The sequence below is a fragment of the Stenotrophomonas sp. GW821-FHT09E08 genome (assembly GCF_059416125.1).
Genome location: NZ_JBWKOO010000007.1, coordinates 220151 through 241680, shown reverse-complemented (window position 1 = coordinate 241680; position 21530 = coordinate 220151). Strand labels below are relative to the sequence as shown.

At 67.9% G+C, this 21530-nt stretch carries 18 protein-coding genes; 8 read left to right on the top strand and 10 right to left on the bottom strand.

All coding sequences use genetic code 11. From position 1 onward, the window contains the following. The first annotated feature begins 51 nt into the window (after positions 1-51). Complete coding sequence (locus AC07M7_RS11765) at positions 52-1239, top strand: benzoate/H(+) symporter BenE family transporter (protein ID WP_495207445.1); 1188 nt, start codon at positions 52-54, stop codon at positions 1237-1239. 6 nt (positions 1240-1245) lie between these two features. On the opposite strand, the gene AC07M7_RS11760 is transcribed toward AC07M7_RS11765, so the two are convergent. The 5 genes from AC07M7_RS11760 to egtB all read right to left on the bottom strand — a co-directional run bounded on the left by AC07M7_RS11760 (position 1246) and on the right by egtB (position 6572). After that, positions 1246-2019 carry a DUF2628 domain-containing protein gene (locus AC07M7_RS11760; protein ID WP_495207444.1) on the bottom strand — a complete coding sequence of 258 codons (774 nt, stop codon included), beginning with the start codon at positions 2017-2019 and terminating at the stop codon, positions 1246-1248. A gap of 50 nt (positions 2020-2069) precedes the next feature. Further along, the gene (locus AC07M7_RS11755; RefSeq protein ID WP_100435671.1) at positions 2070-2936 is read right to left on the bottom strand and encodes a D-hexose-6-phosphate mutarotase; all 867 of its coding nucleotides are present in this window, start codon (positions 2934-2936) and stop codon (positions 2070-2072) included. A gap of 40 nt (positions 2937-2976) precedes the next feature. Beyond that, the gene (locus tag AC07M7_RS11750; protein ID WP_046985157.1) at positions 2977-4245 is read right to left on the bottom strand and encodes a lytic murein transglycosylase; all 1269 of its coding nucleotides are present in this window, start codon (positions 4243-4245) and stop codon (positions 2977-2979) included. 84 nt (positions 4246-4329) lie between these two features. Further along, positions 4330-5304 (bottom strand): L-histidine N(alpha)-methyltransferase, encoded by a 975-nt coding sequence (egtD, locus tag AC07M7_RS11745; protein ID WP_428709506.1) that lies wholly within the window; start codon positions 5302-5304, stop codon positions 4330-4332. Further along, positions 5301-6572: an ergothioneine biosynthesis protein EgtB gene (egtB, locus tag AC07M7_RS11740; protein ID WP_495207449.1), complete on the bottom strand. Its 1272-nt coding sequence runs from the start codon at positions 6570-6572 to the stop codon at positions 5301-5303. Before egtB ends, egtD begins: the two co-directional genes overlap by 4 nt. Positions 6573-6722: 150 nt before the next feature. Here egtB and AC07M7_RS11735 point away from each other — a divergent pair, with 150 nt between their 5' ends. Continuing rightward, positions 6723-8003, top strand: a complete 1281-nt coding sequence (locus AC07M7_RS11735) for a GGDEF domain-containing protein (protein WP_495207443.1) — start codon at positions 6723-6725, stop codon at positions 8001-8003. A gap of 3 nt (positions 8004-8006) precedes the next feature. Here AC07M7_RS11735 and AC07M7_RS11730 read toward each other — a convergent pair whose 3' ends face one another. Further along, positions 8007-8399 carry a YchJ family protein gene (locus AC07M7_RS11730; RefSeq protein ID WP_426354608.1) on the bottom strand — a complete coding sequence of 131 codons (393 nt, stop codon included), beginning with the start codon at positions 8397-8399 and terminating at the stop codon, positions 8007-8009. 103 nt (positions 8400-8502) lie between these two features. On the opposite strand from AC07M7_RS11730, the gene AC07M7_RS11725 reads away from it, so the two are divergent. Further along, positions 8503-9282, top strand: coding sequence for a sulfite exporter TauE/SafE family protein (locus tag AC07M7_RS11725; RefSeq protein WP_495207442.1), 780 nt, complete (start codon positions 8503-8505; stop codon positions 9280-9282). 95 nt (positions 9283-9377) lie between these two features. Here the strand turns inward: AC07M7_RS11725 and AC07M7_RS11720 are convergent, their stop codons facing one another. From AC07M7_RS11720 to folE, 4 genes are all read right to left on the bottom strand, one after another. Further along, entirely contained in the window at positions 9378-12758 is a 3381-nt protein-coding gene (locus AC07M7_RS11720) for an ATP-binding protein (protein WP_046985161.1), read from the bottom strand. Between the two features lie 16 nt (positions 12759-12774). Then, positions 12775-13476, bottom strand: coding sequence for a DUF4194 domain-containing protein (locus AC07M7_RS11715; RefSeq protein ID WP_046985162.1), 702 nt, complete (start codon positions 13474-13476; stop codon positions 12775-12777). Then, entirely contained in the window at positions 13463-14932 is a 1470-nt protein-coding gene (locus tag AC07M7_RS11710) for a DUF3375 domain-containing protein (RefSeq protein ID WP_046985163.1), read from the bottom strand. The genes AC07M7_RS11715 and AC07M7_RS11710 overlap by 14 nt, the downstream gene beginning before the upstream one ends. Positions 14933-15044: 112 nt before the next feature. After that, positions 15045-15656: a GTP cyclohydrolase I FolE gene (folE, locus tag AC07M7_RS11705; RefSeq protein ID WP_004141296.1), complete on the bottom strand. Its 612-nt coding sequence runs from the start codon at positions 15654-15656 to the stop codon at positions 15045-15047. A gap of 598 nt (positions 15657-16254) precedes the next feature. On the opposite strand from folE, the gene AC07M7_RS11700 reads away from it, so the two are divergent. From AC07M7_RS11700 to AC07M7_RS11680, 5 genes are all read left to right on the top strand, one after another. Further along, positions 16255-16710: a MarR family winged helix-turn-helix transcriptional regulator gene (locus AC07M7_RS11700; RefSeq protein WP_012481667.1), complete on the top strand. Its 456-nt coding sequence runs from the start codon at positions 16255-16257 to the stop codon at positions 16708-16710. A gap of 108 nt (positions 16711-16818) precedes the next feature. Beyond that, entirely contained in the window at positions 16819-17028 is a 210-nt protein-coding gene (locus tag AC07M7_RS11695) for a DUF1656 domain-containing protein (RefSeq protein ID WP_010487502.1), read from the top strand. After that, on the top strand, positions 17025-17942 hold the full coding sequence (locus AC07M7_RS11690) for an efflux RND transporter periplasmic adaptor subunit (RefSeq protein ID WP_495207441.1): 918 nt from the start codon (positions 17025-17027) through the stop codon (positions 17940-17942). The genes AC07M7_RS11695 and AC07M7_RS11690 overlap by 4 nt, the downstream gene beginning before the upstream one ends. Continuing rightward, on the top strand, positions 17939-19399 hold the full coding sequence (locus AC07M7_RS11685; protein WP_495207440.1) for an efflux transporter outer membrane subunit: 1461 nt from the start codon (positions 17939-17941) through the stop codon (positions 19397-19399). Before AC07M7_RS11690 ends, AC07M7_RS11685 begins: the two co-directional genes overlap by 4 nt. 3 nt (positions 19400-19402) lie before the next feature. After that, the gene (locus tag AC07M7_RS11680) at positions 19403-21442 is read left to right on the top strand and encodes an FUSC family protein (protein ID WP_046988843.1); all 2040 of its coding nucleotides are present in this window, start codon (positions 19403-19405) and stop codon (positions 21440-21442) included. Positions 21443-21530: the final 88 nt, after the last annotated feature.

Sequence of the window (21530 nt, the reverse complement as noted above, 5' to 3'; positions counted from 1 at the left end):
GTCAACACCGCAGGGGCTATCAATGCACGGATGCACAGTAGAGGGACAGCAATGAACATACAGGTGCGGCGGGTGTGGTGGCGCGATCTTTCGATGCCGGCGATCATCGCTGGCTTCATTACTGTATTGGTCGGCTTCGCCAGTTCGGCCGTGATCGTGTTCCAGGCTGCACAGGCCGTCGGTGCCGACCAGGCGCAGATCGCCTCATGGATGTGGGCACTGGGGCTGGGCATGGGCGTGACCTGCATCGGCTTGTCGCTGCGCTATCGCGTGCCGGTGGTGACCGCATGGTCGACCCCGGGCGCGGCGATGCTGGTGGTCGGCGCCGGTGGCGCCTCACTGTCTGAAGCGACCGGCGCCTTCCTGCTTGCCGCGGTGCTGGGCACGCTGGCCGGCTTCTCCGGCATCTTCGCCCGCCTGATGCAACGGGTGCCGATGGCACTGGCCGCCGGCATGCTGGCCGGCGTGCTGCTGCGCTTCGGCCTGGATGTGTTCGTGGCGATGAACACCCAACTGGTGCTGGCGCTGGCGATGTTCGCCACCTGGCTGGCCGGGCGCCGCCTGTTCCCACGCTATGCAGTGATCGCCACCCTGGCGGTAGGTATCGCGGTCGCGGCCAGCCGCGGCCTGCTGCACGCACAACAGGTACAACTGCAACTGGCAGTACCTCAGTGGGTCACGCCGTCACTATCGTGGACGGCGGTGGCAGGCATCGCCCTGCCCCTGTTCGTGGTCACCATGGCTTCGCAGAACATTCCCGGCGTGGCGGTGATGCGCGCATCCGGCTACGAAGCACCGGTGTCGCCACTGATCGGCTGGATCGGTGTGGTCAACACGCTGCTGGCCCCCTTCGGTGCCTATGCGCTCAACCTCGCTGCAATCACCGCCGCGATCTGCATGGGCCGCGATGCGCATGAAGATCCGGCGCGACGCTATACCGCGGCCATGGCAGCGGGCGCCTTCTACATCGTGATCGGACTGTTCGGTGCCACCGTGGCGGCACTGTTCGCCGCGTTTCCGAAGGAACTGGTGGCCTGCGTGGCCGGTATCGCGCTGTTCGGCACCATCGCCAACAGCCTGGCCAGTGCGCTGGCGATAGAGCGGGACCGCGAGGCGGCACTGGTCACCTTCCTGGTCACCGCCTCCGGGGTCAGCCTGGCCGGCATCGGCTCGGCGTTCTGGGGGCTGGTGGCCGGAGCCCTGTGCCTGCTGGTACTGCGGCCACGCCAAGCCGGCTGATCCGGCCTACCCCGCCAACGCAGCGCCGACCGTACTCAGCACTACCGCGATGACGATGGCGATCAGTGTGGCGACCACGCTGGTGCCGCCGCGTGCAGTCAGCTCGCTGCGCAGCCGTGCGTCATCGCCGCCGGCCACGGTACGGGCCTGGGCGATCAGGCGCTGGCAGTGCGCCAGGTACCAGCTGTTGCCAAAGATGCCGGTGGTGATGCTGAGCGCGAAGGTGATGACCAGCGACAGGCCATCAGGAACATCCAGCAAGGTCTCGACCACGCTGATCAGCAGCAGCAGGCCAGCCCACATCGCCGCCAGACGGTACATCCTGCGGTACATCATCCACACCAGGCCGAGCAGGAAGGCCGGCCAGTGCCAAGTGCCTGTGCCTGTGGCGATGCCTTGATCCAGCCGCCAGCGCTGGCGATAGATCGGGAAGTTGCCTCCCACGACGCTGGCGTACAGCGCCAACCCGCCCTCCAGCCCAGCCGCCGCTGCCGTATCCGGTGCAGTGGCCGGCGCACGATACGGATCGGAAGGATCGCCGACGCTCGGCGCGATGCCCTCAACGACAGGGGCTGCGTCGATATCCGGGGCCGGAACCACTTCGATGGGCGTTGGAACCTGATCCAGCTCGGCCAATGGACGCCACGACGGCATCCCTTCGCACCACAGCAGCGTGCGTGCCGTTACCGTCCCGTCCTGCTGCAGCTTGCGAAGACCGGCCAGGTCGACCGGCCCACTGCTCTGCCTGCCATTGGCATACCACCACTGTGCTTCCTGCATGTTCTCCATCCTTCCTGCGTACATCATCAAACTGGAACTGCTGCCACCACCTATAGCGGGGCACTGGCCAGGGTCTGCGCCAACCGGTGGCGCTCCCCCGGTGCGAGGGTGATCTGCTCGGGGCCGGCATTGGCCACCTCCAGGCAGACATAATCGTGCCAGCCATCGCCGACGTCCGCCATCTTCGCCGCCGCGTCCGCACCCGGGTTCCATGCCACCAGCGTCTGGCTGCCTTCGCTGCGGATCTCGATCCGCCGCTGCAGTACGGGATCACGCAGCGCGTAATGGCCGCCAGCACCGGTATAGATGCGATCGCTGCGGCCGGGATCACGCGGATCGCGCAATGACCACGGTCCCTGCTGCAGGCGCGCCTGCGCGTAATCCTCGTACTTGTCGAGATACTGCAGTCCATCGAGGCCATCGACCTCGACGCGACCGGCATCGCCAACACGGAAATAGCTGTGCAGGGCCTGGGTGAAAGTGACCGGGGCGCTGCCGATGTTCTCACTGGTCAACTGCTGATGCAGCTGGTGGCCGATACGCAGCTGCATCTGCAGACGCAGGCCGAGGTCTGCAGGCAATGGCGGCGCCAGCTGCAGCTCCAGCTCTCCCGTGTCGTTCTGGCGCACCTGCTGCAGTTCCCAGCGCACGGTACGCACCAACCCGTGTGCGGGAACATCAGTGTCCTGGCCCTGGCGTCCGAACCACGGCCAGCACACCGGCACACCTCCGCGGATCGGCGTGGGCAGTTCGGCGCGCGTGGGCGACAGCCACAACAGGTCGTGCTGCCCTTCCGGAATGAACGACAGCAGCTGTCCACCGAACACGCTGATGACCGCCGTGGCATTGGCGGTTCGCACCTGCCAGGCCTCCAGCCCGTGATACAGGCCGCTGCTGATGTCCGGATTCGACTGCATGCGATGACGCTCCTTGAAGACCGCGGCGATGATGTCGCGGTCAGCGTGCCTGGGGCAAGGCCTTCTGCACGCTGGGCGCTGCCGCTGCGGCCTCTTCCTGCAGCGTGCGCAGGATGCGCTGCCCAGCACGCCCATCGGCATTGGTCCAGCCGAGGCGCTGCTGCTCGGACTGGATCGCGCGACGCGTGGCCGTACCGATCATGCCATCGGCGCTGCCGATATCGTGGCCGCGGGCCAGCAGCAGGGTCTGCAGTTGGCGGCGCTCATCGCGGCCCAGGCCCGGGTCGTCGGTCGGCCAGGCGGTGGCCAACCCGTTGCCGCCACGCAATTGGTCAGCCAGCGTCGCGATCGCCAGCGCATAGCTTTCGGCGGCGTTGTAGCTGTAGATCGCGTCGTAGTTGCGGAACACCAGCAATGCCGGGCCCTTGTTGCCGGCCGGCAGCAGCAGGGCGGCGCGCGCGTCGGCCGGGAGGTTGGCCGGTGCCAGCGCGCTGCCATCCAGCGCGGTCACGCCCTGCGCGCGCCAGTCGGCCAGCGCGCGGCGTTGGGTACGACCTGCCTGGCTGGCGTTGAAGCCGGCCGGGATACGGACCTCCATGCCCCATGGCTCGCCACTGCGCCAGCCGGCACGCTTGAGGTAGTTGGCGGTGGACGCCAGCGCGTCGGGAATGCTGCCGACCAGATCACGACGACCGTCGCCGTCACCGTCGACCGCGATGCGTGCATAGGTGCTGGGCATGAACTGGGTATGGCCGAACGCGCCGGCCCAGGAACCAGTCAGCCCCTGCGCCTGCAGGTCACCCCGGTCGATCAGCTTGAGCAGGGCCAGCAGTTCGCCACGGAAGAAGGCCTGGCGACGGCCGGCGCAGGACAGCGTGGCCAGGGACTGCAGCAGCGGGCGCTTGCCGAACACGCGGCCATAGTCGCTCTCCACGCCCCATACGGCGACGATGGTGGTCGGATCGACGCCGTACTGTGCGGACACGCGATCGAGCAGGTCACGATGCTGCTGCAGCATCGCGCGCCCATCATCAACGCGCTGGCGATCGACCAGGGCTGCCAGGTAATCCCAGATCGGCGTGGTGAATTCCGGCTGCGCATCGAGCAGGCCGAGCACGCTGGGGTCCGGGGTGAGGCCGGCGGTGATTTCGTTGAAGCGGTCGGCACTGATGCCCTGGCTGGCGGCCGCTGCCTGCAGGCCCGCCAGGCAGCGGCTGAAGGCCGGATCGAGGCCGGGATCGGGTGCCGTCGGCTGCGCCGGCGTCGAGGCGAGGGCGGCGGCCAGGCCGAGCGTGATCAGAATGGGCATGGCGTCCTCCGTGTTGCCGGTGCAGGGCCATCTTAGGGCCAGCGGTGCAGCCGAACCTGAAGCGGCACCGGCGGGTGATCGGTCCTACAGAGCGCGCAGCAGGCGCAGGCCATAGGCCGGGGCGTCGGCATCCCAGCGCTGCACCACCTGCAGCCCGGCCTGCTGCAGCAGCTGTTCAAAGCTGTCGTCGGTGTACTTGTGGCTGTACTCCACGCGGATCGGTTCATCGGCGGCAAAGTGGAAAGTGCGGCCGTCCAGATGCACATCCTGCGCCCAGCGGCTGACCAGATCAGTCTCGATGCGCAGCCGCGCGGTGCTGTAGCAGGCGCGGTGGCGGAAGCCGTCGAGGTCGAAGTCGCTGCCGATCTCGCGGTTGAGCCGGGCCAGCAGGTTGAGAGTGAACGCGGCGGTGACACCCTGCGCATCGTTGTAGGCCGCTTCGATCAGCGCCGGGTCCTTGTGCAGGTCGATGCCGACCAGGGCCAGCCCGTCACGGCCCATGGTCTGGCGCATCGCGCGCAGCAGTGCGACCGCGTCTTCGCCTTCAAAGTTGCCCAGTGTGGAACCGGGGAAGAACAACAGGCGTCGCGCGGGTTCGCGCTCGGGCATGGGCACGGTCACAGGGCTGGTGAAGTCGGCACAGACCGGCAGCATCTCGACCTGGGGCAGCGCCGGGGCCAGATGGTCGATGCTGGACAGCAGTGCGGCGCGTGAGATTTCGATCGGTGTGTAGGCCACCGGGTCGTGCAGGGCGGCCAGCAGCAGCGCGGTCTTGCGGCCGCTGCCGCTGCCCAATTCCACCACGTGCAGGCGCGCGCCGACGCTGCGGGCAATGTCCGGCAGCACGCGCTTCAGCAGGGCCAGCTCGGTGCGCGTGGGGTAGTACTCGGGGGTCTGGGTGATCTGCTCGAACAGGCGCGAGCCACGTGCGTCGTAGAAGTACTTGGACGGCAGTTGCCGCGGCGAACGTGAGAGCCCGGTCACCGCGTCGGCCAGGATCTGTTGGCGGCCGGGAGTGAGATCGGTCAGTGCCTGCAGCGCGTCATGCACGGTGCTCATGTAAGGTCCCTGGCCAGGCGCAGCCCAGAGAACTGCCAGCGCGCCGGTGGCATGAAGAAGTTGCGGTAGCTGGCGCGCACATGTCCGCGCGGCGTGGCGCAGCTCCCGCCGCGCAGCACCCACTGCCCGCACATGAACTTGCCGTTGTACTCACCCAGGTTTCCAGCAAATGGGCGGAAGCCGGGGTAGGCGCCATAGGCCGATTGGGTCCATTCCCATACATCGCCGAACAGCTGCCGCAGTCCACTGCCCTGCCCCGCCTGCGGGTGCAAGTGGTCATCCTCTGCGAAGTGGCCGCTGACCGGTTGCGACGTCGCAGCCGCTTCCCATTCGAACTCGCTGGGCAGGCGCGCGCCGGCCCAGCGGGCGCAGGCATCAGCCTCGTAGTAGCTGAGGTGGCAGACCGGCGCGTGCGGATCCAGCTCACGCCAACCGCCGAGGGTGTATTCGCGCTGCAGAGCGTCGTCCCAGTACAGCGGGTGCTGCCAGCCCTCGGCTTCGCGCAGCGCCCAGCCTTCGCTGAGCCACCAGCGCGGCTCCCGGTAACCACCGGCCTCGATGAAGGCGAGGTATTCGGCATTGCTGAGCGGGCGCTCGGCCAGGGCGTGGGCGGGCAGCAGCACGCGGTGCGCTGGCGATTCGTTGTCGTACGCGAACGCGGCCTGCTGCGGCCAGGCTGCGGCGCCGACGGTGACGATGCGCTCGGGTGACTCGATCCAACCCTGAGCGCTGGCGCTGCTTGCGGTGGGTTGCAGGTCTTCGCGATACGGCGGCTGCAGCGGATTGCACCAGAACGCATGCTTGATGTCGGTGAGCAGCAGCTCCTGATGCTGCTGCTCATGCTGCAGTCCCAGCTGCAGGTGCTGCAGCGCCTGCTCATCAAGGTCGCCTGCCATCAGGCGTGCCTGTACCTGAGCATCGACCTGCTGCCGGTAGTCGCGCACCTGCTGCAGCGAGGGTCGCGACAGCAGCCCACGCTGCGGCCGCGCATGCGCCGGGCCGATGCTCTTGTAGTAGCTGTTGAACAGATAGTCCCAGGCCGGGTCATGCGCCGGTGTGGTGGCGAGTCCCGCCAGCACGAAGCGCTCGAAGAACCAGGTGGTATGGGCCAGATGCCACTTGCTCGGGCTGGCGTCGGCCATGCTCTGCAGCATGGCGTCCTCGGCACTGAGCGGTGCGGCCAGCTGCAGGCTGCGCGCCCGGATGCGGGCGAACTGGTGGGCGAGATCGTGCTGCGGGGCAGCGACGGCGGCGGGTACGCTGTCCATGCGCGCAGCATCGGCGCAGAACGGTGAGTGCGATGTCATGGTTCGGCGTCACTTTGTTCACATGGGTAAGCCACCCGCATTCAAGATGCAGGCACGAACGCCGCTAACGGCAATGCTGCGGCCGCGTCGTCACCGCGCTGGAATTCCTGCTTGCCCCTGCATCCGCTCCGCCAGCCTGCGCATTACCTGTTCGTGCTGCCCGCCATGCTGGTCGCCGTGGTGCTGTGCACCGCATTGGGTGCTGAAGACGTGGCCAGTCCCGCCCAGCGCATCCTGCCCTGGCTGCTGGCCTGCCTCGGCGCGGGGCTGGCCCTGCTCTACCATCAGATGCGCGCGCTGTGCCTGCTACTGCTGGTGGCGGTGGTGTTTGCGCTACTGCACCACGATGTCGCTGGCTACCTGCGCAGTGGCCATGTCACCGCACTGACGCCGCTTCGCTTCCACGCCATCTCAACCTGGTTGCCGCTGTTGTTCGCCGGACTGGCGTTGTGGCCGGAGCGCGGGCGCCGACGCCACGACCTGTTGCTGCGTGGTATTGCCAGTGGCACCGCGCTTCTGATCTTCCTCCTGCTGGCGGCACAACAACCGCGTGGCATGCACGACCTGCTGTCGAACCGCCATTGGAGCTGGATTCCGGCCGACTGGAACGCGCTGGCACAACTGCCGGCGCTGCTGTTCCTGCTGGCCACCGCTGCGCTGGGCTGGCAGGCCTGGCGGCACCCGCGCCCGCTGCATACGTCGATGCTGCTTGCGATGCTGTGCCTGTGGTGGATGCTGCCGCGGGTGTTCCTGCAGCCGGTGCTGCTGCCGGCGCTGAGCTGCGCCGCCCTGCTGCTGGTGCTGGGTGCGATGCTGCAGGAATCCTTCCACATGGCGTTCCGCGACGAACTGACCGGCCTGCCGGGGCGCCGCGCGTTCAACGAGACCCTGCAACGGGCACGCGGCACCTACAGCATCGCGATGGTGGACGTAGACCACTTCAAATCGTTCAACGATACCCATGGCCACGACACCGGCGACGACGTGCTGCGCCTGGTAGCCTCGCGGCTGGCGCGGGTGGGTGACGGCGGCCGCGCGTTCCGCTATGGCGGCGAGGAGTTCGCGGTGGTGTTCCTGGACCGCCCTGCGGCGGCCTGCATGGATGCCGTGGAGGCGCTGCGGCAGAGCATCGAGGACACCCGCATGCAGCTGCGCGACCGCAGCACCCGCAGCCGCGATGACGAAGCCGGCCGCCAGCAGCGCGGACGCGGTGGCAGCGGCCAGGTCGTGCAGGTGACGGTGAGCATCGGCCTGGCCGACAGTCGTGTGGACCGGCGACCGATGGCGGTGGTCAAGGCCGCCGACCAGGCGCTGTACGCGGCCAAGGACGGGGGCCGCAACCAGGTGCACGCGCAGGCCGGCCAGCGCGTGCTGGCCATGCGTGGCGGCTGAGGCTCAGACCGCGTCGAGGTAGTACCAGCGGCCGTCGATGCGCAGGAAGCGGCTGTGTTCGGTCATCTTCACCGCGCTGCCGCCGCCGATGCGGTAGCGCGCGGTGAAGCGGACGTCGGCGCTGTCGGCACCGGTAACGGTGTGCTCGTGCACGGTCAGGCCCAGCCAATGCGTGCGCTGGCCCGGCGCATCGTCCAGCGTCAGCTCGGCCGGACGCGTGTCCGGGTGCCAGGTCTGGCGCAGGTAGTCGGCCAGACCCCGCGCGTAGGCGCTGTAACGCGAACGCATCAGGCGCTCGGCATCGGGCGCGGCCTCGCCGGCGTGAAAACGGCCGCAGCAGGCGGTGTAGTCGGCGGCCAGGCCGCAGGGACAGGGATCGGCGGGTTTTCGGCTCATGCCGGCATTGTCGCCGGGTTGCATGGATTGATCCACGCGCGGCACGGGTCAGCTGATGCAGGACAGGCGTATGCTGTCGCGCCCCCCACCTTGATTGATCGCCGTGCTGGAACTGGTTCCCCCTGAGTTGTGGTGGCTGGTGGTGATCGCCTTCATCGCCGGCCTTGTGGATGCCGCCGTCGGTGGCGGTGGCCTGGTGCAGCTGCCCGGCCTGTTCACGGTGCTGCCGCAGCAGACGCCGGCGATGCTGTTCGGTACCAACAAGTTCAGCTCGATGTTCGGCACGGGTGCAGCGGCCTGGCGCTATGCACGCAATGTGCGCTTCCCGTGGAAGCCGGTGCTGTTCGCGGCTGGCACGGCCTTCATCTTCTCCTTCGCCGGGGCCACCGCGGTGAGCCTGCTGCCCAAGGATGCGGTGCGCCCGCTGGTACTGGTGCTGCTGATCGCGATGCTGGCTTACACGCTTTGGAAGAAGGATTTCGGTGCACTGCACCGGCCGCAGGAGATCGGCCGCCGCGAGCTGGCCATCGCACTGACCATTGGTGCGGCGATCGGCTTCTACGATGGCTTTTTCGGGCCGGGTACGGGCAGCTTCCTGATCTTCCTGTTCGTGCGCTTCTTCGGCCTGGATTTCCTGCGCGCATCGGCCGCGTCGAAGGTGGTGAACCTGGCGACCAATGTGGCGGCGATCTCGTTCTTCGTGCCGACCGGCAACATCCTGTGGCTGTTCGCGCTGCCGATGGCGGCGGCCAACATCATTGGATCGGTGGTGGGCACGCGGTTGGCGCTGAAGGGTGGTACGCCGTTCATCCGCAAGCTGTTCGTGGGGCTGGTGGTGGTGCTGATCGCGCGGATGGCGTGGGATACGTTGCGCGGAGCGTGAATGCGGTTGCCGGCCAGCGGCCGCCACTACCGGGCCATGAACCCCGCCATGGGTAGTGCCGGCCGCTGGCCGGCATTCCCATTCAATCGGCCAGGTCAGGCCTCCGCTTCTTCCGGTTCGTTGGCCTGCTGGCGACTGCGCTCGGGCAGCTTCAGGCGCTTGCCCTCTTCGTCGTACTCGATCAGCAGCACGCCGGAATCGTGGCGGCCGCTGATTTCGACGAAGCAGGCGCCACCGATGAACGGTTCCAGCGTCATCACCGACTTCAACGGGGTGGCCACCACCATCTGGAAGCCGAAGTTGTCGAAGATGTTCATCGCCAGTGCGGTGAACTCGTTGTCGGCCTTGTCGAAGGCTTCGTCGAGCACGACCGCGGCATAGCTGGGCAGCTGGCTGTCGGCGCCGCCAAGCTGGTAGCGCAGGGCAGCCGCCAGGCAGGTGGTGGCCAGCTTCTGGCGCTGGCCACCGGACTTGCCGGCACCGCTGCGGTAGATCTCGACCTGCTGGCGCGTCTCCGCATCCAGCTCGACGCCGATGAACTCCACGTGCATGCGCACGTCCAGCACCAGCTCGCGCCAGCGCTTGTCTTCGCCTTCCTGTGAACCCAGGCGGTTGACCAGCTGGCGCAGCACGGTGAACTGCGATTCGGCCAGCTCGCGCTGCTCGGTCTGCTGCTGCGACAACACTTCGCGCAGCTGCAGATGGAACTCGCCGACTTCCGGCAGGCGGCGGTCGCTCAGTTCGATGGTCAGCAGCGTGCCGCGGTTGAACGGCACCTGTTCCAGGCTGGCATTCACTTCGTCCAGGCGCTGGCCGATCGACTTGCGGGCCTCGGCGCTGTGGCGCTGCAGGGCCAGCAGGTTGTTCTTGCTCTGGTTCTGCAGCAGGTCGAAGAAACGCTCTTCGTGCTGCGGCAGGCCATCGCGCTCCAGGCGTTCGAGGCGTGCAAGGAAGTCCTCGGCCGAGGCCACCGACACGGTGAAGTCGCCCGATTCCTCCGGCCACTGCTGGATGAAGCGGCGGAAGCAACCGATCAGCTGGTTCTCGATGCGGTTGAGGTCCTGCTGCGAGGACGACAGCTGCTCGTTCAGCGCGTTGCTGACCTGGCGCATGTGCGCTTCCAGCGTTTCCAGGCTGAGCGGGCCCTGCTCCTGCAGGCGCTCGGCAAGTCCAGCCTCGTGCTCCTGGGCCAGGCTCGGCAGCACCAGTGCACGGCTCTGCTGGCGTGCACGGTCCAGGCGATCACGTTCCTTGACCAGCTGCCCACGTTCGACGCGGACGTCTTCATAGGTACGGCGCGCCTGCTCGATGTCGGCACGCACCGCGTCGATCTGCTTGGCCAGCTTGGCGAGATCGGCGTTGCCTTCGCGCAGATCGCGCAGGGTGGCCTCGATATCGCTCAGACGCTGCTGTGGGGCGGCGATATCGATCTCGTTCCAGCTGATGCTGACCAGCTCGTGGCAGGCCAGGCGACGTTCATTGTCGCGGTCACGCTGGCCGCGCAGGCGCGCGATGTCGGTCTCGCAGCTGGCGATGCGCTTGGCCAGTTCCTGTGCTTCGCGCTCGAAGGCGCCCACCTTGTCGTGGTTGTTGAAGCCGAGGATCCAGCGACGGCGGTCGCCCACGGCACTGCGGTCGTCCTTCTCGAAGCGGTCGCCCGGATGCTTGACCTGGCCTTCGCGGGTGATGCCGCGGTCGACATTGCGCAGCTGCTTGGCGTCGACGCATTCGTAGTCGAAGCGCTTGCCGAGCTCGCGGCGCAGCCAGCTTTCGAACACGTGCTCGCGCAGTTCCAGCTTGTGCAGCAGCGACTTCGCCGACGGCTCACGCGCGAACGCATCGTCATTGCGGCGCACACGGTAATAGGTGAAACGCATGCCCAGGTGGGTACGGTTTACCCACTCGGCGACGTCGTTGTAATGCTTGTCATCGACCAGCAGTGACAGCGCGAAACCGCCCAGCACGCGCTCGATGGCGCCCTGCCAGCCCTGCTCTTCCGAGCGGACCTGGATCAGCTCGCCGACGAACGGCAGCGCCGCTTCGGCAATGCCGGTTTCCTCGGCCAGGCGCGCGCGCAGCTTCTGCATCGGCGCCGGGATGTTGGAGGGCGTGCGCTGCATCGCTTCGAGTTCGCTGCGCACTTCACCGAAGCGGCGCTCGTCATCGCGCTTGCCGCCGAGGCGATCGCTGATCGCATCGTCCAGTGCTGCCGAGGCACGCTGGCGGTCCTGCAGTTCATTCTGCGCACGCTCGACCAGCTCGGCGAAGCCATGGGCATCGTCGGGCAGTTCGGCCTGCAGCTGCTGTGCGGCTTCCTGGGCCTGGTCACGCTTGGCCTTGCGGCGGTCGCGCTCGGCTTCGGCGCGGCCCTGTTCGCGTTCCAGTTCCTCGATGCGCTCACCGCCCTGCTGGCGGCGCTGCAGTTCCAGTTCGGCCAGACGCTCGGTGTGGTTGTCCAGCGCGGCACGGCGCTGGGCTTCTTCGCCGAGCAGGCCACGGTCACGCACATCCATCTCGCGCAGGCGTGCTTCGATCAGCGCCTGGCGGCGGCTTTCGCGGAAGCTGTCGACGCCGAGCTTCAGTGCTTCGTCGTCGCCGCGCTGGCGGTGCATTTCCTTCAGGTCGTTGTAGTAGGCGCGTGCCGGCAGCAGGGTTTCCACCTGGCGACGGGCGGTGACCACGGCCTGATGTGCGCCATCGAGTTCGGCGAAGTCGCTGACCAGGCGCTCGGCGGCGTCGAAGGTCTTCGGCGTGTCGAGCATGAAGTCGCGCAGGAAGACGTTGAGGTCGCCCAGGTTCTTCGCCGACTGCGTCTTGTGCAGCAGGCGCAGCGCCATCTCGTTGTCGATGCCGAGCAGGTCGCGGAAGCGTTCGGCGTAGCCGGAGAAGGTGTCGAAGTGATGCAGGTCGGACAGCTTCTGCTTGAGCTTGCGTAGGTCCAGGTCGAAGCCGCCGAGATCCTTGGCGATGTCGAACGGGCGCTCGGCGATCATGTAGTGCTTGCGCACGTCACCGGCCGAGGTGCCGTTGCCGGAGATCCACAGCAGGCGCACCAGGCTGACCACGCGGCCGTCGCCGGCGCGGTATTCCAGCACCAGTGCGGTCCAGGTCGCGCCCTTGCGCAGGTACTGGGTGGCGATTTCACCGGTGCCGCTGTCCTGCTGGTCGGCCCAGGCGCCACGCACATAGGACACCAGGTTGCGGTCGCGGCCACTGCGCTCGGCTTCACGCGCGGCGGCGTTGAAGTCGACGATGGCCGGCGGCGTCAGCAGCGCGGACATGGCATCGAGCAGGGTCGACTTGCCCGAGCCGGAACGGCCGACGAACAGGAAGCCGCGCTCGGCGATCGGCACTTCGGTCAGGCCATTGAAGGTGCCCCAGTTGTGCACCTGCAGGCGGCGCATGCGGAACTGCTGCAGGCGCGGGTCCGGCAGGCCTTCGTTGAACAGGGCGGGAGTGTGCTTGGAGATAGCCATGCGATGGTCGGGTCTCTCAGGCCTCGGCGGCCGGGGTTTCGCGCAGCTGGCGGTATACCGCCGAAAGCTGGGACACGTCTTCGGCGGAGAACAACAGCTTCAGCGCCGGCGAGACTTCGTGGCGGTCTTCCTGGCCGCTGAGGCGGGTCAGGATGTGGTTGTCCTTCATTTTCTGCACCGCCGAGGCGACACGGCGGTTGAAGCCGGCGCGGTCGGTGGACAGGTTTTTCTCGTAGATGGCCAGTGCTTCGGCCATCTCGGCGTCTGCAACCACCGCGCGATTGCCGCGCGCATCGGCCTCGGCCAGCTGCTGGCGCAGGTACAGCAGCAGCACCGAATCGATGAAGGTCAGCGGCGAGGTGCGCAGCAGCACCGGCGCATCAACGTCTTCGGTATCGGCCTGGCGGGTGAAGGCCACACCGCTGTCACGGTCGAGCACCAGTTCCAGGAACAGGTCGGCCAGCGACGAGCGGATGGCGGCTTCGCTGCGGATCAGCGCCGGCCACAGTTTGGCGTGACGCAGCTGGTCGATGCTGGGGCCGATCAGCAGCTGGCACAGCGCGCGGCGCGCATCCAGCGGCAGGCGCCCGGTATCGCCGAGGTAGTACACGTCGTTGCCACGGCGGGGCTGCGCCACGGTCGCCACCGGTTCGGCTTCGTAGGCGTCTTCCGCCACGTCGGCCTGCGCTGCGTCGATGGGATCTTCATGCCAGCTCATGGCGTCTCTCCTGGGTGAACCAAACCAGCGGGATGCGGGCGCGACGGATCTGGCCGTCGCCACCACGCCATTCGGCAAGCTCCTGCTCGCCGGCGATCACGTTGCCGAAGCGCGTGCCCAGCGACAGGTAGCCGATGACGCTGCCCAGGCCCTGCGGCGCTTCACGCTGCGACAGCGCCTGGGCAATGCTGAGCCGCGGCTGTGCATCGAGCAGGTCGTGCAGGTCGCGGCGCAGGGTGCGGAAGTCGATTTCGGACGAGGCGACCAGGTCGCCGACGCTTTCCAGGCTGATCGCGGCCGCGTCGTTGTATTCGACGTTGCCATCGACCTGGGCACTGCGCGGATCATGCAGCTTCCACTGCGACCACGAACGCAGGCGGCTGGTGGTCAGCTGCAGGTCGCGGCCGATGCCACGCTGTGCGGGGAACTCGTCGCGCAGCGCCAGCGCTTCGGACTGCGCCTGTTTCAGCAACTGGTTGAGGCGGCGCTGTTCCAGGTAGCCACGGCTCTGCACGAAGCCGCGCAGGCTGCGCGCGAAGTTCTGCAGCACGTCGTGCACCTGGCCACCGCGTTCAAGCATGGTGCTGGTGAAGCCACGCAGGAAGTTGCGTTCGTTGCGGTCCAGGCGACGGGCAAAGCCACGCGCCAGCACCGCTTCCAGCGCGGCATCGAGCTGAGCGCTCTGTTCGGCGTCATTGAGCAGGCGCCAGAAGGCCTGGAAGCTGCGTCCTGCATCGCTCTCGCCGATCACATCCACGCCTTCGAACAGCTGCGACAGCACATCGCCGCGCTCGCCCTCATCGTCAATGATGCGTTCGCGGAAATCGCGGTTGAGCTGCTCGAAGTCGTCGCGTACGCGGCGGAAGTCCTCGGTCAGTTCGTCGGCGAGGCCGATGATCTGGCGCGCACGTTCCAGCGCGCGCTTGCCGTCCAGCGCGATCACACGACCGGCACCGACACGGGCGATCTCGGCGTCGATGCGGTCACGCTCGTCGCGCAGCGCCGACAGGCGCGCGTCCGGATCGGACTCGGTCTGTGCGGCCAGCTGCGAGAGCTGTTCGATGACCAGCGCCAGGCGGCTTTCGGTGGCGGCCACGCGGGCCTGCTCGAGGCCGTCGGCGAAGCGGATGGCCTGCAGCGCCGCGGTCGACAGTTCGTACTGCTCCTGGTCGGCGCCCTCGGGCAGGCGGCGTTCCAGCCAACCCTGGGCCAGCCAGTGCGCGATGTAGGCCTGCGCGGTGCGCGGCAGGTCGCGCGACAGTTCGTCGCCGTTGAGCTGGTCCAGCGCACGTTGCAGGCGCTCGTTGAGTACCGACGACGACAGCGTGCGCTCGCCGTCCATCAGCAGCCCTTGCAGCAGGCCGATGATTTCCGGAGCGTGGTCGGCGGCGAGCAGCTTCCACTGGGGCTGTTCGCGCAGATGGCGGTAACGGGAGATGCGTTCGCGGTGCTTCATGCAGCGAAAGGAGTCATGAGGGCTGGCGGGGACGAGCAGCCACGCACGGCTGCCGTGCAGGCAGCCGTGGGCATGCCGGCCACGCGGGGCCAGCGGGGTGCGGGCAAGCGGCTCAGCGCTTGCCGCCCACTTCGATGAAACGCAGGAACTCGGCGCGGGTACGCGCGTCGTCGCGGAAGCTGCCCAGCATCTTCGAGGTGACCATGCTGACGCCGCGCTTGTGGATGCCGCGGGTGGTCATGCATTCGTGGGCGCCTTCGACGACCACGCCGACACCGATCGGCTGCAGCACATCCTGGATGCACTGGGCGATCTGCGCGGTCATCTTCTCCTGCACCTGGAAACGGCGGGCGTAGGCTTCGACGACGCGGGCCAGCTTGCTGATGCCCACCACCTTGCCGGCCGGCAGGTAGCCGACGTGCACGCGGCCGATGATCGGCGCCATGTGGTGCTCGCAGTGGCTTTCGTACTCGATGTCGCGCAGGACGATCAGTTCGTCATAGCCGGCCACTTCCTCGAAGGTCCGCTCCATGTAGGCGCGCGGGTCGTCGCGGTAACCGCTGAACCAGTCGCCATAGGCTTCGGCAACACGGCGGGGGGTATCCAGCAGGCCTTCACGGGACGGGTCCTCACCGGCCCAGCGCAGCAGGGTGCGCACGGCATCCTCGGCCTGGTCCTGGGTCACGTCGCCCTGCGGGGCGGCCTTTTCGTTGTTCTTGCTCATTGCGTACAGCGTCCCGATCGGGGGGCGAGCATCGTACCCGACCGGGGGGTGGGTCGTCCTGTTGGGACGGTTCATCGGGGGGTACTTCCGGCGCGTGCTTGCTATCGGTCTGGAGTGGGAGAGGGGGCTGCGCAGGACACGCCGTAAACCCGTCCATGGGGGCTCGATGGCGCCATCCATGGCGCCAACGGTCCTGCGCAGCCCCCCCTCCCCCTCCTTGACGGTTTCCTGCGGGCGCGGCCGGACCGCCCGAAAGCGGGGTCAAAAGCTGGGGTTCATGGCTTCGGAAACGGCTCGCGCCACTGCCCTGGTGGGTGCGGACCTTGGTTCGCACTGCTTCTGCCATTGCCTTTAAAGAGCCAACCCACCGCGCCCGCGGGATGTGGGGTAGGTGGCGGAGGGCCGGGCGGGGTAGGACCGTGAGGCGCATGGATGCGCCGATCGAGCTTACAGGGACGTACTTGCAGCGTGTCCCACCCCGCCTGGCCCTCCGCCACCACAACCGATAGCCAGCAGGCGCAACGCTTTCCTCAGCACACCACCCATTCAGTAAAATCTATTGATAGGAATGAAATTAGTAGTATCCTATCTATTACTTATGGACCGACCCCTCGACGAGCGCACCGTGCTGCAGATGCAGCTCAGCTCCGGCCTGCTGTACGCAGGGCGGCAGTGGCAGCGCCTGGCCGACAGCCGGCTCGGCAGCTATGGCATCTCCACCGCCTGCACCATGCCGCTGCTGATGATCGGCCGCTCGGGGGGTGGCATCCGCCAGGTGGCGCTGGCCCAGCAGCTGGGCATGGAGGGGCCTTCCCTGGTCCGCCTGCTGGACAAGCTGTGCGCCAGCGACCTGGTCCGCCGCGAGAGCGACGCCAGCGACCGCCGCGCCAACCTGTTGTGGCTGACCGACGCCGGCCACGCGCTGGTCAGCGAGCTGGAAGACCAGTTGATCGGCCTGCGCCAGGACGTGTTCGGCGAGCTTTCCATGGATGAACTGCACGCCGTGCTGAAGGCATGGCGCCTGCTGGCCGAGGCCGCCGACCGCATCACGTAAGACCGCTGCCCCCGAGTACCGCCGCTGCCGTTCACACGCCAGCGGCTTTTACCCGTTGCCGTTGTTTCGTTGTTCCTCCCCTCCCCTACCTCGCCCCCGCCCCTACCGATGCCCGGTGAATTCAGTCTCCACGGAGTGTTCGTCCCGACCCTGCTCGGGTTGATGTTGTTGGCCTATCTGGTCAACAGCGGCCTGCACGCGCTGCTGCAGCGTGCCGGCGCCTATCGCCATGTATGGCACCCGGCGCTGTTCAACCTGGCCCTGTACGGGATCGTGCTTGGCCTGCTGTTCCACCTTCTGCGTTGGATGCAATCGTGAACAAGATCGTGAAGAAGACCCTGCCGGTGCTGCTCACCAGCGCAGCCGTGATCGTCGCCCTGCTGGTGCTGCGCCAGCTGTGGGTCTACTACATGGATGAGCCATGGACCCGCGACGCCCATGTCGGCGCCGACGTGGTGCAGGTCGCACCGGATGTGTCCGGCTTGGTGGAAACAGTGCAGGTGGCCGACAACCAGGCGGTGAAGAAGGGCGATCTGCTGTTCGTGATTGATCGGGCGCGCTACCGCATCGCGCTGGAACAGAGCCGCGCCAGCCTGGCCGAACGCCAGGCATCGGTAACGCAGCTGCGCCGCGAGATCGGGCGTGATCGCAGCCTGCAGGACCTGGTCGCCGCCGAGGATGCCGAAGTACGCCGCGCCAAGCTGCAGGCCGCCCAGGCCGCGCTGGCCACCGCGCAGGCGGCGGTCGACCTGGCCGAACTCAACCTGGCCCGTACGGAAGTGCGTGCGCCGGCCAATGGCCGCGTCAACGACCGCACCATGCGCGTGGGCGACTACGTGGTGGCCGGCAAGCCGGTGCTGGCGCTGCTGGATACCGGCTCGTTCCGCATTGACGGCTACTTCGAGGAAACCCGCCTGCGTGGCGTGGCCCCGGGACAAGCCGTGGACATCCGCCTGATGGGCGAATCGACCGCGCTGCGTGGCCATGTCGAAAGCATCGCCGCCGGCATCGAGGACCGTTACCGCAGCAATGGCAGCACCCTGCTGCCGAACGTGACCCCGGCCTTCGACTGGGTGCGGCTGGCGCAGCGCATTCCGGTGCGCATCGCCATCGACGAGGTGCCCAAGGGCGTGGAACTGATCGCCGGCCGCACCGCCACGGTGACCGTGGACACCGGCCGCCATCCGCACAACGACAAGGCCGGCACCGCGCCGACACAGGCGGGCCTGTGAACACCGCCCTGCCCCGTCTCGGCCTGATCGTCGCGCTGGCCAGCCTGGCCGCGTGCAGGACCGTCGGTCCCGACTACGCATTGCCGGAAGGTTCGGCGTTCAAGCGTCCGCAGGCCAATGCCGCCTTCATCGACACGCAGAACCCGCAGATTGCCGCCAACCAGGCGCTGCCCGACCGCTGGTGGTCGCTGTACAACGACCCGGTACTGGAAGGCCTGATCACCCAGGCGCTGCGAGACAACGTTGAACTGAAGGCTGCCAATGCGCATCTGCGTCGCGCTGCGGCGGTGTACGAGCAGGCGCTGGACGCTGGCGGCTTCGAGTACGAGGCCGAGGCCGGGGTCAGCCGCGCACAGCTGTCGGCCGAATCGTTCCTGCAGGAGCACGAGCTGCCGGTGATCAACCTGGCCGATGGCAAGTTCGCGGTCAGCTACCAGTTCGACCTGTTCGGCAAGCTCAAGCGCGGCGCCGAAGCGGCGCGTGCCGACGAGCAGTCGGTCGCCGCAGCACGCGATCTGGCCCAGGTCAGCGTGGTCGCGCAGGTGGCGGACAGCTATCTGGAAATGTGCCACGCCAACCACGAGCTGCACGTGGCCGAGCATTCCCTGCAATTGCAGCAGCGCAGCCGTACGGTCACCGAGCGCCTGATCGCGGCTGGCCGCGGCACACCGCCGGAACTGGCCCGCGCCAATGCGCAGGTGGCGCTGCTGGAAGCCGCACTGCCACCGCTGCATGCGCAGCGCTCGGCCGCCGCCTATTCGCTGGCCGCCCTGCTCGGGCAGACCCCGGGTCAGCTGCCGGCCGGCGTGATCGACTGTGCACATGCCCCCAGCCTGGCGCAGCCGCTGCCGGTCGGTGATGGCCGTGCGCTGCTGCAGCGTCGCCCGGACGTGCGCCAGGCCGAGCGCAAGCTGGCCTCGGCCACGGCGCGGATTGGTGTCGCCACTGCCGAACTGTACCCGGACATCCGCCTGGGTGCCTCGCTCGGTGCCGCCGGCCTGCTGGAAGACTTCGGCACGCCGATGACCCAGCAGTGGTCGATCGGCCCGTTGATCTCGTGGACGCTGCCGTCCTCGGGCACGCATGCGCGCATCCACGCCGCCGAGGCGGGTGCCGATGCAGCCCTGGCCGAGTTCGACCACACCGTGCTGCAGGCGCTGCGCGAGACCCAGACCGCGCTGGATCGCTATGCGCAGGACCTGCGCCGGTTGCAGTCGCTGCGCATCGCGCAGGAGCAGGCCGCGCTGGCCGCCGAGCAGAACCGCCGGCTGTACCAGGGCGGCCGCACGCCGTACCTGTCCAGTCTGGATGCCGACCGCAGCCTGGCCACCAGCGACGCCACCCTGGCCGCCGCCGAAGCGCAGGTCTCGCGCGACCAGATCCACCTGTTCCTGGTGCTGGGTGGTGGCTGGCAGGCCAGCGCCGCCGCGCCCAACGCCCCGACCGCAGCGAAGTAAGCCATGAACGCGCTGACCGACCGCCAGGCCTGGCTGTTCTCGATCAAGACCTACCTGGCCGCGGTAGCCGCGCTGTACATCGCCATGGCCGGCAACCTGTCGCGCCCGTACTGGGCGATGGGCACGGTGTACATCGTCAGCCAACCGCTGCTCGGCCCCACCCGGGCCAAGGGCGTGTACCGCATCGTCGGCACGCTGGTGGCGGGCCTGGCCACCCTGCTAGTGCTGCCGGCGCTGGTGGAAACGCCGCTGGTGCTGAGCGCGGCGATGTCGATCTGGCTGGCCGGCTGCCTGTTCATGGCCCTGCTCAACCGTGGCCCGCGCGGTTACGCATTCCTGCTGGCCGGCTACACCACCGCCTTCATCGGCTTCCCGGCAGTGACCTCGCCGGAAACCATCTTCGACACGGTGGTGGCACGCAGCGAGGAGATCATCCTCGGCACGGTGGTGGCAGTGCTGTTTGCTTCGCTGCTGTTCCCGGCCTCGGTACGCCCGATGCTGCGCGCGCGCATCGGCAACTGGATGGAGGACGCCGCGCAGTGGTGCCGGCAGATCCTTGAACGTGGCCGCGCGCATGCGCCACGCAACCGGCTGGCCGCCGACCTGGTGCAGTTCGAGGCGCTGATCGAATTCCTGCGCCGTGATGATCCGCGCCATGCCGGTTCGGCGGTGTCGATGGAGCGCCTGCGCGAGCGCATGCTGCTGCTGTTGCCGGTGCTGTCCTCGATTGCCGACCGCCTGAGCGCGCTGCGCAGCGATGGCCACGCCCTGCCCGAAGGCCTGCCGGCGCTGGTCGATGACATCCACGACTGGCTGGACGGGCCGACCAACGCCAGCGAGTACGCCCGCCTGCGCGCGCGCATCAGCGCACTGAAGCCGCAGGTGGACCGCGACCTGCAGCATCTGCAGCTGGCCAGCCTGCTGCTGCGCCTGGAGGAGCTGGTGGACCTGTGGCAGGACTGCCGTACCCTGCAGCATGCGATCGACCACGGCACTGCGCCGCTGGACCGCGCGCACTACCGCATCCGCACCGAACGCGTGCCCGCCGACAAGCACGTCGACTACGGCATGGCGCTGTTCTCCGCGCTCAGCGCCGGCGTGGCGCTGATGAGCTACTGCGTGCTGTGGATCGGCCTGGGTTGGGAAGGCGGCGGCAACGGCGCGATGATGGCCGCGGTGACCGCCGCGTTCTTCGCCGCACAGGACGACCCGGCACCGAGCATGGTGTCGTTCCTTGTGTGGGCGATGGTTGCCTCGGTGGTGGCCGGTGTGTACCTGTTCGGCGTGTTCCCGGCGGTGCACGACTTCGGCCTGCTGGCACTGGTGCTGGCGGTTGCGTTCCTGCCGCTGGGGCTGATGCTGCACCATCCGAAGAGCGCGCTGTTCGCACTGCCGCTGACGGTGAACCTGGCCGCGCTGCTGAGCCTGCAGAACACCTACAGCGCCAACATCCAGACCTTCCTCAACTCGTCGATCGCGATGTTCATCGGCATTGGTTTTGCGGTGGTGATGACCCGCCTGTTCCGTTCGGTGGGTGCCGAGTGGACCGCACGCCGACTGGTGCGGCAGGGCTGGACCACGCTGGCCGAAGCCGCCGAGGGGCGGGGCCAGCAGGATCGGCAGCGCTTCGCCGCACGCATGCTCGACCTGCTGGGCCTGCTCGCCCCACGACTGGCGGCGACGCCGGAGGGCAGCGACATCGCCTCGGTGGATATGCTCAACGAAGCGCGCATCGGCCTGAACATCCTGCAGCTGCGCCGCGCGCGACTGGAACTGCCCGAGCGCAGCCGCGAAGCGGTCGAGCACATCCTGGAAGAAGTGGCCGTGCACTACCGGCGACAGATTGCCGCGCGCAAGCCGATTGTGGCGGCCGAAGCGCTGCGCGAGCGGCTGGATACCTCGCTGGGCCGGGTCGGCAGCGTGGCTGCCTGCAAGGCCCGCGATGAAGCCCTGATGGGCCTGATCGGCCTGCGCTTCGCGCTGTTCCCGGAGGCCAAGGCATTGGCGCCGGGGCTGGCGATGAGTGCGGACGCACAGCCGTAGCGCGATACCCTGTGCGACCACAGACTCCGCGCAGGGGTCAGAGCCCTCTCCTGCAGAGAGGGATCCGACCCTGCCGCTGCAACAGGAC